This is a genomic window from Nocardia sp. NPDC058519 (assembly GCF_042719755.1).
Lineage (GTDB): Bacteria > Actinomycetota > Actinomycetes > Mycobacteriales > Mycobacteriaceae > Nocardia.
The window spans coordinates 52,958-68,596 of the sequence record NZ_JBHXNK010000031.1 but is presented as its reverse complement, the minus strand read 5'-3'; the positions used below and the strand labels follow the sequence as shown (position 1 = coordinate 68,596).

Below are 15,639 nucleotides of genomic sequence, written 5' to 3'. Positions count from 1 at the left end.
GGTTACAGACACCAGTGTGCCGCAGTATTGGCGCAGTGACAATAGTCCTGCCGAAAAGGCGTCTCACCAGCGCAGCATGGGTAGTGGTGAGAGCGGATGGATGAGCGCGCGCCGTACGGTCAGCTCCACGAGCTTGAAATGGAACCCGCTGTCCGGGTACCGCCGCATCAGCGCGGAGCAGGCCGCGTAGGGCAGGCCGTAGCGACGCGCGCCGAACGTCACGTCGATCAGATCGGCTCGCCGGAACAGCTCGACCGGGTCGGTGGCATTGCCCGCCGAGCACACGCGATGGTGGTCGCGGATCATCTCGGTGACGAGCTCGGCGATGTCCTCACGGTTGTGCGCGATCAGCCAGTCGCCCGCCAGCGCGCACGACGGTTCGAGATAGTCGAACGTGCCCGCGGCCCAGATGCCGAGATCGTGGAAGGTCGCCGCGGTGCGGAACTCCTCGCGCGCACTCGGTGGCGGCCCGGGCTCGCCGCTGCGGGCGAACAGCAGATCGGCCGCGCGCAGTACCCGAAGCACATGATGGAAGTAAGCCTTGCGGTCGGCGCCGAGCCGCGCGGTCCACGGTTCGAGCCGTTCGGCGATCGCTTGGTCGAGTTCGCTTGTGTGCTCGGTCAATTCGTCACTCCGGAGTCGATCTCACGGGGCGTGCACGAACCCCCCGGCACCCCGGCCCAACCCTAGGTGCCCTTGGTTCGCGTCGTCCGGTGAAACGGAGTTCCCGCGAACAGGTCGGCGGTCCGGCGGGGGTTGCCCGCAGTGCGCGGATCCGGTCGGGTCGGGTTGTCCGCGAGCGGTGTTCGGCAACGGTCGGGCACCGAACCTCACCGAAACTCCGGCTCCGGCGGCGGCGGGGGATTATCTTCGCAGATCCGGTCCCCGGTCGAAATTGTTGGGCGTGTCGCGCGCGGCGCGCCGTGTTCGGGGAGTCGTGCGGGAGCATCGGTTTCGCGCTCGAGGGTATATCGACTAAGAATGCGGTGTGCCGTTCACACGTGTGGTCACCCGCCTGCCTTCGCGCGCCCGGGGCGGTGGTCTGGCATGACGATCGAGACAGGTCTCGAGGACGACGTCAGCCAGCTCGCCCAGCGAGTCGAACGTGCCCGTGGGCGCCTCGCCTACCAATTCGATCCGGCTCTGACCGACGCGCTCTCCGAAGACGAGTTGCGCGCCGAACGCGAACTCGCCGAGCGCATCCGCGAACAGGATCGCGAGCAGCGCTGGAAGCACACCCAGGCGATGGCGTCCGCGTCGGACCGGAGCCGACAGACCACCGAAGCGATCGAGAAGGCCGACATGCGAGATCTGCTGCTCGCCAGAAGGGCGATGGCCTCCCAGCGGCGCGAATCGAGCCCGCACGCGAAGCTGGCTTCGCTGTACCGGCACCGATCGTGGTCGCTCAAGGCCCTGGCGGGCGTCGTCGGCGCCGGCATGCTGTGGTCGGCGGTGAACGTGCAGCAGAACATCGCGCCCGGCGGGCCGAGCGATCCGCTGTTCTGGTTCAGCTACCTGCTCGAGGCGATGATCAGCGTGTGTCTGATCATCATCATGGTCGGCACGAACAAGGTCGCCGAGTGGGGCGTGATCGACAACCGTCGGCAGGTCGCGCTCGCCGAGCTCGCGCTGCTCGGCCTGACCGTCACCCTCAATACCTATCCTTACGTGCGCGACGGGCGCTGGTACGACGTCGCCGTGCACGCGGTCGCGCCGGTGATGATCGGTGTCGCGCTGCTGATCCACGACGCGGTCAGTGCCCGCTACGGTCTTGCCATCACCCGCGCGACCAGCCAGGTCAGGGACATGCCCGACCCGGCCGACGGCCTGCTCGCCCGCCAGAGCACCGAGGGCATCCGCCTTACCTACACCCCGCCGATGACGGGTGCGGCTCGTGCCGAAGCGGTCGCCGCCGCCGAAACCGCCGCCACCACCCCGATCACCCGCGAACCCGCCTGGACCCCCACCGAGCCGACCACCAACGGCAACGGCCGCCCGCCGGAGAAGCGCAAGCGGTTCGGCATCGGCAAACCGTCCTCCTCGGACAAAGCCACCGCCAAGAAATCCGTCCCCGCGCCCGTCGTGGCACCGGAGACCCCCAAGGAACCGGTCAAGCCCGAGCCGGCCACCGACTCGGTCCCCGCCGCCCGCAAGAGCGCCATCTCCGACATCGAGGCCCGCGTCGAAAAGGCGTTCGCCGAAGCCAATTTCGGCTACGAGGCGATCGAGCCGACCAGCATCTACGACACCGGCCAGTTCCGCATCGCGGAGAGCCTGGAACAGGAACTCAACGATATGCGTGAGGCCCGTCGCCAGGCCCGCAAGGAGCGCGCGAACTAGCAGACACAGCAGAAAGGCCGATACCCGCGACTGATGTGGGTATCGGCCTTTTCCGCGTCCGGGGTCAGCCGAAGATGCCGCCGCCGGTGCCTGCTTGCTGGCCGCCGCCGGTGCCGCCGATGAGGCCGCCCGGGGGGAGTTCGGAAGGCTGGACGATGACGAAACCGCGGCCGGAGAACGCGAGGGTGCTCGCCTCACCGGTACTGCGGCCCATCAGGCGGCCGAGGCCGAACGAGTCGTTGCGTTTGATACCGGTTTGCAGGCTCGACGACCACGCCACGGCGGCGTTGGGGTCGGCGTAGGTGGCCTGGTCGACGGTGAGGACGACCGGGCTGCCGTGGGTGGTGATGGCGATGCGGCCGCGGCCGGTGAAGACGCAGTTGAACAGGCCCGCGTTGGACGCGTAGCCCGCGGCGCCTTGGACACGGCCGATGTCGTAGCGCAGCGTGGAGTCGAAGGCGAGCACGTTGGCGCCGTTGATGGTGAGGCCGTCGGTGCCGTCGAGGTCGATGATGTGCACGTCGGCGGCGCTGTTGGCCAGAAAGAGGTCGCCGCGGCCGGTCACCTTCATCAGCGGCACACCTTCGCCGGTGAGGTGCTGACGGATGGCGCGGCCGATGCCACCGGAGCCGAGCGCTTCGAATTTCAGGTCACCCTGGTAGGCCACCATCGACCCGGCCCGCGCCATCACCTCCCCGTTCATGCCGACCTTCACCATCTTGCCGCCCTGCTTCTGGATACCGAGGCCGTTGACCTCGGCATGCGAGGGGTCGAACAGGTCGCTGTGCACGGGCGGGGCTCCTTGCTGAGAAGAGAACGAGGGTTGCGGCTGTAGCGCGGGTGGTGGGGCGACCTGGCCCGGTCGACCAGGGGCACCGTGACCGGAATAGGTAGGCGGGGGAGTGACCGGCTGCACCGGAGCGCTCTGTGCGGCGGGAACTGGGGGTTCGTCATCGAGGTTGACGCCGAAAGCCGAAGCGATCCCGGCCAATCCGTCGTCGTAGCCCTGCCCGATCGCCCGGACCTTCCAGGCCCCACTGCGACGATAGATCTCCACACACACCACGCCGCTCTCGGTGGTGAGTCCCGAAATCGGGAAAGTCAGTGCGGTGGAACCGGATTCGATGGTGGTGGTCAGGGCGCCGACCGAGGCGAAGGTCGCGGGCCCACGCCCGTCGAGGCTCGCGGTGACCACCACCTTGTCCACATCGGCGGGTAATGCCGAGGTCTGCACAGCGACCACATCGGGCCCGCCGTTGCCGTGCCGGTACACCACCCCTGGTCCGGTGGGCTGATTGAAGAAGACGAAGTCGGCGTCGGAACGTACTTTGCCCGCGCTGTTCACCAGCAGCGCCGACACATCGACCGACGCCGAACTCGCCACGGTGACGGTGAGCTGATCACCGGGCGCGGGCCGGTTCTCGCCGGGAGCCAGCGCGATCACGACACAGCACCCGAAGCTCGGGCGATTCGTTGGTGTTCCACGATTTCGATAGTGCCGTGTACGGCGTCACCGCGCCAGCCACAACCCGTCAACGTGGCAGGTCGCGACCGCGTACCAGCGCAATCTCCAGGTTGGCGCCACCCCGTGTGGCGCGTGGGCGTTCCGGGAAGCTCGTTACCGCTGCGAAGGGCTGCCTGGTCGGATTACGCTGCGGTATGAGCTCTGCTGTGCACGGATTTACCGACGATGCCCTCGGGACGCTGGACGCGGTCGGTGTCGCCGCGGCGTTGCGCGCGGGGGAGGTGAGCCGGTCGGAGGTGATCGAGGCCGCGATCGCCAGGACTCGGCGGGTCGATCCGAGTCTGGACGCGGTGCAGATGACCTGTTTCGAGCGCGCCGCCTCGACGCCGGAAACCGCGGGTGTGTTCGCGGGTGTGCCCGCGTTCGTCAAGGACAACACCGACATCGCGGGCCTGCCCAGCTGCCACGGCTCGGCCGCGTTCACCCCGCACCCGGCCACGGTGACCGGCGGTCCCGGCGCGCAGTTCCTGCATTCGGGCGTGATCGTGCTCGGTAAGTCGACGCTGCCGGAATTCGGCCTCACCGCGAGTACCGAATTCACCGATCGCGCGCCGACCCGCAATCCGTGGAATACGGAGTACTCGGCAGGGGCGTCATCGGGCGGCTCGGCGGCCCTGGTGGCGGCCGGGGTGGTGCCGATCGCGCACGCCAACGACGGTGGCGGCTCGATCCGCATCCCCGCCGCGGCCAACGGTCTCGTCGGCCTGAAAACCACCCGCAACCGCCTGCTCGACCAGCCGGGTGCCCGCAAACTTCCGGTGCATCTGGTCGCCGAGGGCGTGCTCACCCGATCGGTCCGCGACACCGCCCACTACCTGGCCGCCGTCGAGCGGTTCGGCGCGAAGTCGAACCTGACGCCGGTCGGGCTGGTCGAGGGGCCGAGTGCGCGACGGTTGCGGATCGGCCTGATCACCGCCGATGTGCTCGGCCGGACGGTGCACGTCGACAACGGCGTCATCCTGGCGTCCGCGGCGAAGGTGTTCGAAGGTCTCGGTCACGAGGTCGTCGAGATGCGCCTTGACGTGGATCCGCGCTTCGTCGAGGACTTCAAGCAGTACTGGGCGGTGATGGCCGCGGCGATGGCGCTGTCGTTCCGGCTGGGGCACCGCGGGTACTTCGATCCGCGCAAACTCGACCCGTTCACCACCGGGTTGATCGGGCTGGCCAAGCGCAATCCGCTCGGTGTGGCCGCGTCGACGTGGCGGTTGCGCGGAGGCGTGGCGGCCTACGACAGGCATTTCGCCGACGTGGACGTGCTGCTCACCCCGGTGCTTTCCCATCCCGCCCCGCGCATCGGCGAACTCGCGCCCGGCCAGCCCTTCGACTCGCTGTTCACCAAACTCGTCGACTACGTGGGCTTCACCCCGCTCAACAATGTCGGTGGGGGGCCCGGCATTTCGCTGCCGCACGGTCTGCTGCCGAGCGGTCTGCCCGGGTCGATCCAGCTCGCGGGCCGTCGTGGTGACGAACGGACCCTGCTCGACCTGGCCTACCAGCTGGAAGCGGCGAGCCCGTTCCCACGGATCATCGACCGGACCGCCGCCGCGGGCGCGGCCTGATCAGCCGGTGCGCACCGGCTGATCAGCCGTTTGTCACCGGGCTGATCAGTTGTTGCGCGCCGCGACATTGATCGGGCGCAGCCGTCCGGGGCTGTCGGTGCCCGCGTCGAATGCCCAGTGCTCGCCATCCCAGCCGGGGTATTCGGCACGCCAGCGATCGACCAGGCGCGCGTCCTCGAGCGAGGCGACGACGCCGGCCGAGCCGGTGTACTGCAGCCGCTCGTACTTGTGCCGGGTGACGGTGTCGACGGTGGATGGAACGGTGGCTAGGACTGACATTGACCCTCCGGGATCGCGGCGAACGATGACGTGACGAGTGCGCGACCCGGACCGTCGGCCCGGGTGCCGCGGTGGCGCGTCACCGCTCGATCCGAGAGTATGCCGCTCGCCGTGACACCGCGCAGGTTTTGAAAATCCACTTCTTCGGATTAACGAATACCCACTATGAAATCGTCGGCGCGCGCGGTTTGGTTACGGGTCACCAGCTCGGGCGGACTCGTCCCGGGGTGACAACGCGGCCCAATGCCTTGCTGAGCTGGGTGAGGCCGGTCGCACCGAGGGTGTCCGACCAGCTCAGGGTGAATTCGGCCAGCGCCGCGTCGGCGGCCCTCGTGCACGCCCAGCCGCGGTCGGTGAGGGTGATCAGGCGGGCGCGCGCGTCGCGCGGGTGTGGATTGCGGTCGGCGTAGCCCTTGGCGACCAACTCGTCGACCAGCTGGCTGGCCGCCTGTTTGGTGACGCCGAGGTGCTCGGCGATCTCCCCGACCGTCGCGCCGTCGGGTGCCATGCGCACGAAGGCGAAGCCGTGCGTCGGCCGGATATCGGTGAACCCCGCCGCGGCGACCCCGGCGTGCACCGCCTGGGTCACCTCGGCCGCTGCCGCGAGCAGCAGGAGGGGCAGATCTGCGTTCGCGGGCACGACAGTCATTCTGGCACTTGACACAATAGTCAATCTACTTGACCATATAGACAAGTTGCTTGACCTTATGGAGGTTCGAATGCCGGTAATCCGCTCCGCCGACGCGCAGGTGCACGAGGTGCACAACGCTCGGTTCACCTCGCTCGTCCGTCCCGGCACCGGCAGTGCCGAACTGTGCGTCTGGCAGACCGAGGTCCGTGCCGATTCGGTGGGCGTGCCGCATCGAATCCTGGGGGAGGAGGCCTTCGTTCTGCTGTCGGGCGAGGTGACCATGACGATCGATGGCGAATCCGCGCTGATGACACCGGGTGACGCGGCGGTCGCGCCCGCGGGCTCGATGATCGCCCTCGCGAACTCGGCCGACGAGCCGGCCGCGCTGTTGGTGACCGTGCGCGTCGGCTTCGCCGCGGAACTCCCCGATGGATCGACCTTCACCCCGCCTTGGGCATCCTGAGCCGTCTCGGCGACTGTTTCAAGACCAGAACTTGAAAGTTCGGGTCGCCGAACAATATAATTCTGGAATGAAGGTTGGGTTCTACCGTTCTCCGGTGCGACGCCGGGTGCTTGCGGCATGTGTTCTGAGTGTCATGGCGTTCGCGCTGACTGCCTGCGGTGGGATCACCTCCGATGACGACGGGAAGAAGGTAGTTCTCACCACGTTCACCGTGCTCGCCGATATGGCTCGGAATGTGGCAGGCGAGCACCTGAGGGTGGAATCGATTACGAAGGTCGGCGCTGAGATCCACGGGTACGAGCCGACCCCGGGCGATATCAAGAAGGCGGCCAAGGCCGATCTGATCCTGGACAACGGGCTCAACCTCGAGGCCTGGTTCGGCCAGTTCGTCGCCGATCTCGATGTGCCGCACGCGGTGGTCACCGAGGGGGTGGCGACGATGGATATCAGCGAGGACGCCTACCGGGGCAAGCCCAACCCGCACGCCTGGATGTCGCCGGTGAACGCGCAGATCTACGTCGACAACATGGTTCGCGCGTTCACCGATCTCGACCCCGACCACGCCGATGCCTATCGTGCCAACGGTGACGCCTACAAAACGCAGCTCGGCGCCGTGCACGCCGATCTCGTCGCCGCGGTGAAGACCCTGCCCGCCGACCAGCGTGCCCTGGTCACCTGTGAGGGCGCGTTCTCCTACCTCGCTCGCGACGCGGGGCTCACCGAGAAGTACATCTGGCCGGTCAACGCCGAACAGCAGGCCACCCCGCAGCAGATCGGCTCGACCATCGACTTCGTCCGCCAGCGCGGCGTGCCCGCCGTGTTCTGCGAATCGACCGTCTCCGACGCACCGATGCAACGCGTGGTCGAAGCCTCCGGCTCGCGGTTCGGCGGCGTCCTCTACGTCGACTCGCTCTCGGAAGCCGACGGTCCGGTGCCGACCTATCTGCAGCTGATCCGCCACGACGCGAACATCATCGCGGCCGCACTCGCCGGAGCACCGAAATGACCGCACCGGTTGTCGAAATCCAGGACGTGACAGTCTATTACGGTGATGTGCTCGCGCTCGACAATGTCGAACTGACGTTGAAATCCGGCCGGGTGTGCGGGCTGATCGGCATGAACGGCTCCGGCAAATCGACGCTGTTCAAGTCCGTGATGGGCCTGGTGACGCCCGACCGCGGCCGGGTGCTGATCAACGGTCGCGCCCCGGCTGCCGCGCGCAAGGCGGGCACCCTCGGCTACGTGCCGCAATCCGAGGACGTGGACTGGACTTTCCCGCTGTCGGTGCGCGATGTGGTGATGACCGGGCGCTACGGGAAAATGGGGTTCACCCGCCGGGCGAGCAAGGCCGACCGTGCCGCCGTCGACGAGGCGCTGGCCCGCGTCGAGCTCACCGACCTGGCCGACCGGCAGATCGGCCAGCTCTCGGGTGGTCAGAAGAAGCGCACGTTCGTTGCCCGCGGCATCGCCCAGGAGGCCACGATCCTGCTGCTCGACGAGCCGTTCGCCGGTGTCGACAAGCGTTCCGAGGCGACGATCACCGCGCTGTTGCGCGAGCTCGCCACCGACGGGGCCACGATTCTGGTGTCCACCCACGACCTGCACGCGTTGCCCCAACTGGCCGACGAGGCAGTGCTTTTGAACCGCCGGGTGCTCGAACACGGCGACCCCGATGTGGTGTTGCGTCCGGAGAACCTGGCCAAGGCCTTCGGCCTGGATGTGGACGGAGACCGATGAGCCTCGAGGAATTCCTGATCGACCCGCTGCGCTACGAATTCATGGTTCGCGCGCTGGCTACCACCGTCACGGCGGCGGTGGTGTGCGCGGTGCTGTCGTGCTGGCTGGTGCTGATCGGCTGGTCGCTGATGGGTGACGCGGTCTCACACGCGGTACTGCCCGGGGTGGTGCTGGCCTACATCGTCGGCTGGCCGTTCGCCGTCGGCGCGGTGATCTTCGGGTTCCTGGCTGTCGCGTTGATCGGGGTCGTTCGCGATACGAGCCGCGTGAAAGAAGACGCGGCGATCGGCATCGTGTTCACCACCCTGTTCGCGTTCGGTTTGGTGCTGGTGTCGGTGACGCCGAGCCAAACCGACTTGAACCACATCGTTTTCGGCAATCTGCTCGGCGTGAGCCGCGGCGAGATGATCCAGATCATGATCCTGGCCGCGATCGTCCTGGTCGCCCTCGTCCTCAAACGCCGCGACTTCACCCTCTACGCCTTCGACGCCACCCACGCCCACGCCATCGGCCTCAACCCCCGCGTCCTCGGCACCGCGCTGCTGGCCCTGCTCGCCCTGACCTCGGTGGTCGCGCTGCAGGCCGTCGGTGTGGTCCTGGTGGTGGCCATGCTGATCATCCCCGGCGCCACCGCCTACCTGCTCACCGACCGTTTCTCCCGCATGCTCGTCATCGCCCCCACCGTGTCGGTGGTGTGCGCGGTCACCGGCCTCTACATCAGCTACCACGTCGATACCGCGGCAGGCGGCATGGTCGTGGTAACCCAGGGCGTCGCGTTCACCTTCGTCTACCTCTTCGCTCCTCGCCACGGAGTGATCGGCCGTCGGATCACCGCGGCGCGCGCCCGGAAATCGATGACCACCATCGGGGTGGCCGACTAGCGGTCCCGATCCGGCGACGGCGGATCAGATCGGTGTCGGTGGGTGCTGTCAGGATGTAGAGCATGAATGTCACCGGGGATGACGTCCGCGCCTTCGTCCTGTCGCTACCGCAGACGACAGAGCAATTCGCCTGGGGCATGCCCATTTTCAAGGTCGCGGGCAAGCTGTTCCTCACCCTGCCGGAGGAGGAGACCTCGATGGCGGTGCGCTGCCCGATCGTCGAACGCGACGAGCTGGTACTGGCCGAGCCCGCCAAGTTCTGGATCGCCTCACACGAGGCGGGCAACCCCTGGGTCCGGGTCCGCTTGACCGCCCTCGACGACCGCGAGGAACTGGAAGCCATCATCACCGACTCCTGGCGCCAGGCGGCCCCGCGGTCCTTGCTGGACGCGGACCAGTGAGCGCTGGGCCGTGAGTTACAGCACCGGCGTGATCGTGGCCTCGATCGTTTGGATGGAGTCCACCGGGATGACGAAGGTCTCGGTGATCTCCACGGTGGTCAGGCGGATGTCGGCCACTCCGGTGTCGAGGAGGTAGTGGGTGGTGACCGTGTCGCCGGATTCGGACATGGTGAGGTCGCGAATGCCTTGGATCACGCGGTACTGGAGGCCGTTCTCCAAGTCGGCGCTCAGTTGCGGGCCCGAGTAGCCGGTTTGGAAGCCGACCTCGACGCGGGTGGCGTCGGGGGCGAAGGGGACCGCGCTCGCGTCGTGGGATACCAGGGCGTCGAGGTAGGCGCGGGCAATGGCCTGGCGGGGTGAGTCGGCCGCATTCGGTTCTGCCGCAGCGGTTGCCGTGCCGAGTGCGAGGAAAACGGCGGCCAGAGTCGAAACGTGAGTGATTCTCATGTAAGGATGCTGGCGGTCCGGACCGGTAAGTGCAACCGGGTGCTCGCGAGTAGTCGAGGTCGCGGGCCCGGTAGGGTCGGAGCTCCTATGGCACTCAGCGCAACACTGCACAACTTCGCCGTTCAGCTCGCCGATGTGGATCGGGGGGTGTACGAGGATCTCGAATTGCGGGTGGCTCGGCATCCGTCGGAGACGCTGGAGTACATGGTCACGCGGATCCTCGCGTACTGCTTGCAGTACGAGGAGGGGATCGTGTTCAGCGAGGGTGGGATTTCGGCTACCGACGAGCCCGCGGTGCAGGTTCGGGACATGACCGGGCGGACTACCGCGTGGATCGAAGTGGGCGCGCCCGACGCGGATCGTATTCATCGTGGGAGCAAACTCGCTGGTCGTGCGGCGGTGTACACCCATCGCGACCCGGCGAAGGTACTCGCGCAGTACGGGGGCAAGAAGATTCACAACGCGGCGCAGATCCCGCTGTTCAGTTTCGATCGCGCGTTCATCGATGAGGCGGCGGGGTTGGTCGACCGTCGCAATACCGCCACCCTTTCGGTCACCGAGGGTGTGCTCTATCTGGACCTCAACGGCACCAGCTTGCGGACCGATGTCACCGAGCAACCCCTCGGCTGACGCCGGCACGGAGTAGCTTGGCTGGCACCGGCCACGCTCGGCCCGAGCGCTTCGACTGTGCCGGTCTCGTTGTCGAGTGGAGGTCGCGGTGCCCGGTGTGATGAGTCGGTTCGTGATTCCGGGATTCCTGCGGGCGACCCGGCGCAACCGGAACTACATCGATGCCGAGATGGCCAGGGCTTACGTGCGCGAGCGCGGACTGCGGCCCGTCGCCTACGGTCCACCGCGCAAACTGCGTGGGGTCGAGATCTCGGTGGCGCACGACCGTGGCTGGCCGATCTACACGCTGACTCCGTCGGACGGGATCTCCCGCGGCGGCCTCGTGTACGCGCACGGCGGCGGCTGGGTGGGCGAAATCGCTTCGCAACATTGGCAACTCGCGGCCCGCATCGCCGCGCAGACCCACCTCGTCGTGACGGTCCCGATCTATCCGCTGATCCCCTTCGGCACCGCCGCCCAGGTGATTCCCCGTTTCGCCGAACTGGTCATGTCAGCCCACGAGCGCTACGGCCCGACCTTCCTCGCCGGCGACTCCGCGGGCGGTCAGATCGCGCTGTCCACCGCCTTGTCTCTGCGCGACGCCGGGCACATCGTCCCCCGCACGATGCTGATCTCACCGGCCCTCGACCTCACCCTCGAGAATCCCGAGATCGACGCGGTGCTCCCTCGGGACCCGTGGCTGGGCAGGGACGGCGGTCTGGTGTTCGGCAGGATGTGGAGCGGCGAACTCTCGATGAAAGACCCCCTGGTCAGCCCGCTGTTCGGCGACCTCGGCGGGCTGGGCCCGATCACCGTGTTCACCGGTACCGACGACATCCTCAACCCCGACGCCCGCCTACTGGCGGCGAAGGCGCGCACGGCGGGCGTTGACCTCGACTATCTCGAAGAGCCCGGACTCGTGCACGTCTACCCGCTGACTCCCAGCGCCGAAGGCGCGACGGCCCGGCGCCGGATCATCACCACCCTGCGCGCCGAACTCGATGCGGCGCACAGTATTTCGTGAGACGTATCAGCGCTCGGACAGGTGCACGTTGAACAGGATCGTCAGCTGAGTGACCGCCTGGTCGAACGGGTGTGACGACTTGAGCGCGCGGCTGTGCACGATCGTGCCCTCGATGGTGGTGAGCAGGAAGCCGGCCAGCGACACCGCGGTCGCGCGTTCGATCCCGGTGGCGACGATCCCGTCGGCCAGCCGAGCGGTCCATTCGGCGAAGGCCTGGCCCGCGATGGACTGGACGGCGGGGTCGAGTTCGTCGAGGGCGGCCGCCATCATGAACGAGCCCGCGGCGTAGTCGGACTTTTCCAGCGGGATCCGCCAGAAGGCGAGCAGGTCGGTGAGCCACTGCTGGGCCGACGGCGCGGTCTGGAGGGCGTCGGCCATCGCGCTCACGTGCGAGTACACCAGACGCGCCACGATCCGTGCCGCCGTCTGCACCAATTCGCCCTTGCCGGAAGGGAAGTGCTGATACAGCGAGTTACGTGAAGTTCTGCTGCGCTTGAGTAGTTCACTCAGCGCGGCCGCGTGGACGCCGTGCTCCTGGACGGTGCTGATGGTGTGCTCGATGAGGCGGGCGCGGGGTCCGGCTGCCATCCGATCTACTCCTAGCCCTTGATTGAACCGATCGGTTCATGTTAGACCTATTCCTACGTGAACCGATCGGTTCATATGGAGAGGATGCCATGCCCACCCCCATTGCCACCGCGGTTCCGGTCACCCACGCGGGAATTCTCGGCCTCGGCGTATACCGCCCGCGCCGTGTCGTGCCCAATTCCGAGATCGTCGACGCGATCGAGTCGTCGGACGAATGGATCAAGACCAGGTCCGGGATCGCCGCCCGGCACTGGGCCGAGCCCGACGAGACGATCGTCTCGATGAGTGTCGCGGCCGCGCGTGACGCGCTCACGGCGGCGGGGGTGAGCGCCGAGCAGGTGGATGCGGTCGTGCTGGCGACGTCGTCGCAGATGGTGCTCGGTCCATCGGCGGGCGCGGTGGTGGCGACCGAACTCGGCATGCACGACACTGCCGCCTTCGACATCTCCGCGGGCTGCGCGGGCTTCTGCTACGCGTTGGCCGATGCGGCGAATCTGGTGCGCTCGGGTCAGGCGCGGCAGGTGCTGGTGATCGGGGTGGAGCGGTTGTCGGATCTGCTCGACACCACCGATCGCGGGTGCGCGTTCATCTTCGCCGACGGTGCCGGTGCGGTCGTCGTCGGCGCGGCCGAGCAGGAGGGGATCGGCCCGGTCGCGTGGGGTTCGGATGGCTCGCGCACCTCGGCGATCAAGCAGGACAAGGACTTTCTGGAGTACTTCGCCGAAGTCGCCGCGGCCGAGGCCAGCGGCGGCACAACGCAGCGCCCGTACATCCGGATGAACGGCACTGAGGTATTCCGCTGGGCTGTCACGTTTTTGGAGAAGGCTTGTCGCGACGCGCTCGACCGCGCGGGGCTCACGGCCGCCGACCTCGACGCGTTCGTCCCGCACCAGGCCAATATCCGCATCACCGACGCGCTGGTCCGCACCCTCGGCCTGCCCGAAACCGTCGCCATCGCGCGCGACATCATCGAAACCGGCAACACCAGCGCCGCTTCCATTCCGATGGCCATGGAACAACTCGTGCGCTCCGGTGCCGCCAACCCCGGCGACACCGCGCTGCTGCTCGGCTTCGGTGCGGGTCTGGCGTATGCGGGCCAGGTCGTTCATCTGCCCCCGATCGCCTAGTGCACCAGCGCGCGCAGATATCGGCGACGGTAGAAGCGTTGCGCGAGAAGAAGTATCGGAAAGGTGAAGCGCCATAGTCCGGTCGGTGCGGGTCTGGTCAGTGAGCGAAGGGTGAGCGATACGGCGCCGGTCGAATCCCGGTGCACGACAAAGGCTTCCTCGCCGCTGACCGGATGGCCGGGCAAGGTGCCGTAGGCGAAGCCGCACCGGTTCTCGGTGTCGACCACCGCGACCACCCGAACCGGCTCGTGGACCGAGACCGGTCCCCATCCCGCGCTGATCCGGTACTTCGCATCCGTCGATACCGCACCATCGGGAGCGACACGAAAGCCGCTGCGGCGCTTGATGCCCCACCGCAGCACGGCCTCGGAAGCGGCGGCCCACGTCGGCTCGCCGTGGCCGATCACCACCGTGGTGTCGAACCGGCGGAACCCGGGGTATTCGCCGGTCCAGATCCCGTCGGCGGGGCTGGTCGCGCCGGCCGGGGCGTAGGTGAGTCCCTCGTACATGAGGGTGACGATAGGCGCCGTCAGGTCGTCATGCGTTGGCCTTCTCGCGCAGCGACCGCTCGGTCACCGGTACCGCGTAGGCCGCGCCGTCGCGGATGCCGAATTCGAAGCGGCAGGGGAACAGTGAGGGTAGGCCGGTCGCGCGTAGGTCGAAGTTCGCGGCGAGGGTTTGCATGGCCCAGTTCTGCAGCGAGTCGGGGAGCTGCAGGGTGGTGCCGTCGACGCAGCACACGTAGGCGTGGGTCTGTTCTCCGTCGACGGGAAGTGGGTTGCGCAGACCGACCGCGCCGATTTCCAGAATTCGTCCGGCGTTGTGGGAAGTAGCGACGCTCGGCAAATCCAACTCGATGTCGTCCATGCGAAAAACCGTATCGCAGCAACTATTCAGGGAACACCGAAATCGCGTGGACTCGAGAACTTCGCTGATGTCGCAAATGTGTGAAAGGGCGAGGTCGTCCCCCGCGCCGCGGCGGAGCTCGGCGCGGTGCGCGCCGGGCCCTGCCGCCACGGTGTCAGCCGATCGCGAAGCGCAGCAACGCCTGGCGATCGCCCTGCTTGATCTTGCCCTTGCGGTCGAGGACCTCCAGCTGCCACACCGGACCGTTGCGGAAGGTCCGCGCGATCGCATTGGCGTTGTCCGCGCCGAGCAGTGACGGCCAGATGTCGGCGACGGGCTGGGTATCGCCACCGGTGGCGTCGTAGATCTTGAACGAGACGTTGTTCGCCTTCTCGAAGGAGCTGCCCTTCTTGAACGCGACGGCGACGAAGACGATGGAGTCGATGGCAGGGGGAACATTGCCGAAGGTGACGTGTACGGTCTCGTCGTCGCCCACGGCCGCACCGGTCTGCTCGTCGCCGGTGTGCAGCACCGAGCCGTTGCCGAGCGGGTCGAGCGAATCCAGACCGGCGAACCGCACCGGCTCACCGCCTTGGAACAGCACGGCGATCAGATCCAGGTCGACACCGCGCTTGCGCCGGGCCATTCCGAGAATTCCACCGCTGGCACCCGCCGACGGATCCCAGCTCACCCCCACGCTCATCTTGGTGATACCGGCGAGATCGGCCGCGCCGTCTTCCTTCTTGAGAGTAATCACGATTTTCAGGCTACGGACTTCGCTCGCCACGTGCAGGACGAGACAATTCGGTCGTCAGCCCGAATGCGTCGCGAGGTAGACGAGCGCGGTCACCGCCAGCGCCACCGCGCCGAGGATCCCGCCCGCGATCGTGTCGGCGCGGTTGGTGGCCACGCCGTTCTCGATGCGATCCCAGCCGACGATCGCGGCCGCCACGGCCCCGATACCGGCTGGGGCGGCGACGAACTCGCTGACAACGGGGATGAACGAGACCGCGCAGGCGATGATGCCGAGCACCAACGCCGCGAGGCCGGCACCGTTGCGTGGCGGCGGCAAGGTCTCGGGACCGGGCATGCCCTGAGCGTAGTCGCACCGGGGGGCCGGTGCTGGTCGCGCCGGTCGCAAGCCCCTCGGTCACAGCTTTGTCATGGTTGGATGCCCAGGGG

20 protein-coding genes are annotated in these 15,639 nt (G+C 67.5%); 10 read left to right on the top strand and 10 right to left on the bottom strand.

Going from position 1 to position 15,639, the window contains the following annotated elements:
- Positions 1-63: 63 nt before the first annotated feature.
- On the bottom strand, positions 64-624 hold the full coding sequence (locus ACFWPK_RS27975) for a hypothetical protein (protein ID WP_378920734.1): 561 nt from the start codon (positions 622-624) through the stop codon (positions 64-66).
- 423 nt (positions 625-1,047) lie between these two features.
- Between ACFWPK_RS27975 and ACFWPK_RS27970 the strand changes: the two genes are divergently transcribed.
- On the top strand, positions 1,048-2,340 hold the full coding sequence (locus ACFWPK_RS27970) for a hypothetical protein (protein ID WP_378920732.1): 1,293 nt from the start codon (positions 1,048-1,050) through the stop codon (positions 2,338-2,340).
- A gap of 64 nt (positions 2,341-2,404) precedes the next feature.
- Here the strand turns inward: ACFWPK_RS27970 and ACFWPK_RS27965 are convergent, their stop codons facing one another.
- Positions 2,405-3,784, bottom strand: coding sequence for an AIM24 family protein (locus ACFWPK_RS27965; RefSeq protein WP_378920730.1), 1,380 nt, complete (start codon positions 3,782-3,784; stop codon positions 2,405-2,407).
- A gap of 215 nt (positions 3,785-3,999) precedes the next feature.
- Here ACFWPK_RS27965 and ACFWPK_RS27960 point away from each other — a divergent pair, with 215 nt between their 5' ends.
- Positions 4,000-5,424, top strand: a complete 1,425-nt coding sequence (locus ACFWPK_RS27960; protein ID WP_378920728.1) for an amidase — start codon at positions 4,000-4,002, stop codon at positions 5,422-5,424.
- 45 nt (positions 5,425-5,469) lie between these two features.
- Here ACFWPK_RS27960 and ACFWPK_RS27955 read toward each other — a convergent pair whose 3' ends face one another.
- Positions 5,470-5,703, bottom strand: a complete 234-nt coding sequence (locus tag ACFWPK_RS27955) for a hypothetical protein (RefSeq protein WP_378920726.1) — start codon at positions 5,701-5,703, stop codon at positions 5,470-5,472.
- A gap of 199 nt (positions 5,704-5,902) precedes the next feature.
- The gene (locus tag ACFWPK_RS27950; RefSeq protein ID WP_378920724.1) at positions 5,903-6,343 is read right to left on the bottom strand and encodes a MarR family winged helix-turn-helix transcriptional regulator; all 441 of its coding nucleotides are present in this window, start codon (positions 6,341-6,343) and stop codon (positions 5,903-5,905) included.
- A 79-nt stretch (positions 6,344-6,422) separates the two neighbouring features.
- Between ACFWPK_RS27950 and ACFWPK_RS27945 the strand changes: the two genes are divergently transcribed.
- The 5 genes from ACFWPK_RS27945 to ACFWPK_RS27925 all read left to right on the top strand — a co-directional run bounded on the left by ACFWPK_RS27945 (position 6,423) and on the right by ACFWPK_RS27925 (position 9,816).
- Positions 6,423-6,797, top strand: a complete 375-nt coding sequence (locus tag ACFWPK_RS27945; protein ID WP_378920722.1) for a cupin domain-containing protein — start codon at positions 6,423-6,425, stop codon at positions 6,795-6,797.
- A 67-nt stretch (positions 6,798-6,864) separates the two neighbouring features.
- Positions 6,865-7,803, top strand: a complete 939-nt coding sequence (locus ACFWPK_RS27940) for a metal ABC transporter substrate-binding protein (RefSeq protein ID WP_378920720.1) — start codon at positions 6,865-6,867, stop codon at positions 7,801-7,803.
- On the top strand, positions 7,800-8,534 hold the full coding sequence (locus ACFWPK_RS27935) for a metal ABC transporter ATP-binding protein (RefSeq protein WP_378920718.1): 735 nt from the start codon (positions 7,800-7,802) through the stop codon (positions 8,532-8,534). The genes ACFWPK_RS27940 and ACFWPK_RS27935 overlap by 4 nt, the downstream gene beginning before the upstream one ends.
- Positions 8,531-9,415, top strand: a complete 885-nt coding sequence (locus ACFWPK_RS27930; RefSeq protein ID WP_378920716.1) for a metal ABC transporter permease — start codon at positions 8,531-8,533, stop codon at positions 9,413-9,415. Before ACFWPK_RS27935 ends, ACFWPK_RS27930 begins: the two co-directional genes overlap by 4 nt.
- Positions 9,416-9,477: 62 nt before the next feature.
- Complete coding sequence (locus ACFWPK_RS27925; protein ID WP_378920714.1) at positions 9,478-9,816, top strand: MmcQ/YjbR family DNA-binding protein; 339 nt, start codon at positions 9,478-9,480, stop codon at positions 9,814-9,816.
- A 15-nt stretch (positions 9,817-9,831) separates the two neighbouring features.
- Here ACFWPK_RS27925 and ACFWPK_RS27920 read toward each other — a convergent pair whose 3' ends face one another.
- Positions 9,832-10,263, bottom strand: a complete 432-nt coding sequence (locus tag ACFWPK_RS27920; protein ID WP_378920713.1) for a hypothetical protein — start codon at positions 10,261-10,263, stop codon at positions 9,832-9,834.
- Between the two features lie 87 nt (positions 10,264-10,350).
- Between ACFWPK_RS27920 and ACFWPK_RS27915 the strand changes: the two genes are divergently transcribed.
- On the top strand, positions 10,351-10,893 hold the full coding sequence (locus ACFWPK_RS27915) for a YaeQ family protein (RefSeq protein ID WP_378920711.1): 543 nt from the start codon (positions 10,351-10,353) through the stop codon (positions 10,891-10,893).
- Positions 10,894-10,993: 100 nt separating this feature from the next.
- Positions 10,994-11,896, top strand: a complete 903-nt coding sequence (locus ACFWPK_RS27910; RefSeq protein WP_378920709.1) for an alpha/beta hydrolase fold domain-containing protein — start codon at positions 10,994-10,996, stop codon at positions 11,894-11,896.
- Positions 11,897-11,902: 6 nt separating this feature from the next.
- Here the strand turns inward: ACFWPK_RS27910 and ACFWPK_RS27905 are convergent, their stop codons facing one another.
- Positions 11,903-12,484: a TetR/AcrR family transcriptional regulator gene (locus ACFWPK_RS27905; RefSeq protein WP_378920707.1), complete on the bottom strand. Its 582-nt coding sequence runs from the start codon at positions 12,482-12,484 to the stop codon at positions 11,903-11,905.
- Between the two features lie 89 nt (positions 12,485-12,573).
- Between ACFWPK_RS27905 and ACFWPK_RS27900 the strand changes: the two genes are divergently transcribed.
- Positions 12,574-13,611 carry a beta-ketoacyl-ACP synthase 3 gene (locus ACFWPK_RS27900; RefSeq protein ID WP_378920705.1) on the top strand — a complete coding sequence of 346 codons (1,038 nt, stop codon included), beginning with the start codon at positions 12,574-12,576 and terminating at the stop codon, positions 13,609-13,611.
- Here ACFWPK_RS27900 and ACFWPK_RS27895 read toward each other — a convergent pair.
- The 4 genes from ACFWPK_RS27895 to ACFWPK_RS27880 all read right to left on the bottom strand — a co-directional run bounded on the left by ACFWPK_RS27895 (position 13,608) and on the right by ACFWPK_RS27880 (position 15,547).
- Complete coding sequence (locus tag ACFWPK_RS27895) at positions 13,608-14,120, bottom strand: DUF1990 family protein (protein ID WP_378920703.1); 513 nt, start codon at positions 14,118-14,120, stop codon at positions 13,608-13,610. The two genes, ACFWPK_RS27900 and ACFWPK_RS27895, sit on opposite strands and share 4 nt — an antisense overlap.
- A 28-nt stretch (positions 14,121-14,148) precedes the next feature.
- Positions 14,149-14,478, bottom strand: coding sequence for a hypothetical protein (locus tag ACFWPK_RS27890; protein WP_378920701.1), 330 nt, complete (start codon positions 14,476-14,478; stop codon positions 14,149-14,151).
- 154 nt (positions 14,479-14,632) lie between these two features.
- Complete coding sequence (locus tag ACFWPK_RS27885; RefSeq protein ID WP_378920699.1) at positions 14,633-15,214, bottom strand: TerD family protein; 582 nt, start codon at positions 15,212-15,214, stop codon at positions 14,633-14,635.
- 54 nt (positions 15,215-15,268) lie between these two features.
- Positions 15,269-15,547, bottom strand: coding sequence for a hypothetical protein (locus tag ACFWPK_RS27880; protein ID WP_378920697.1), 279 nt, complete (start codon positions 15,545-15,547; stop codon positions 15,269-15,271).
- Positions 15,548-15,639 lie beyond the last annotated feature (92 nt).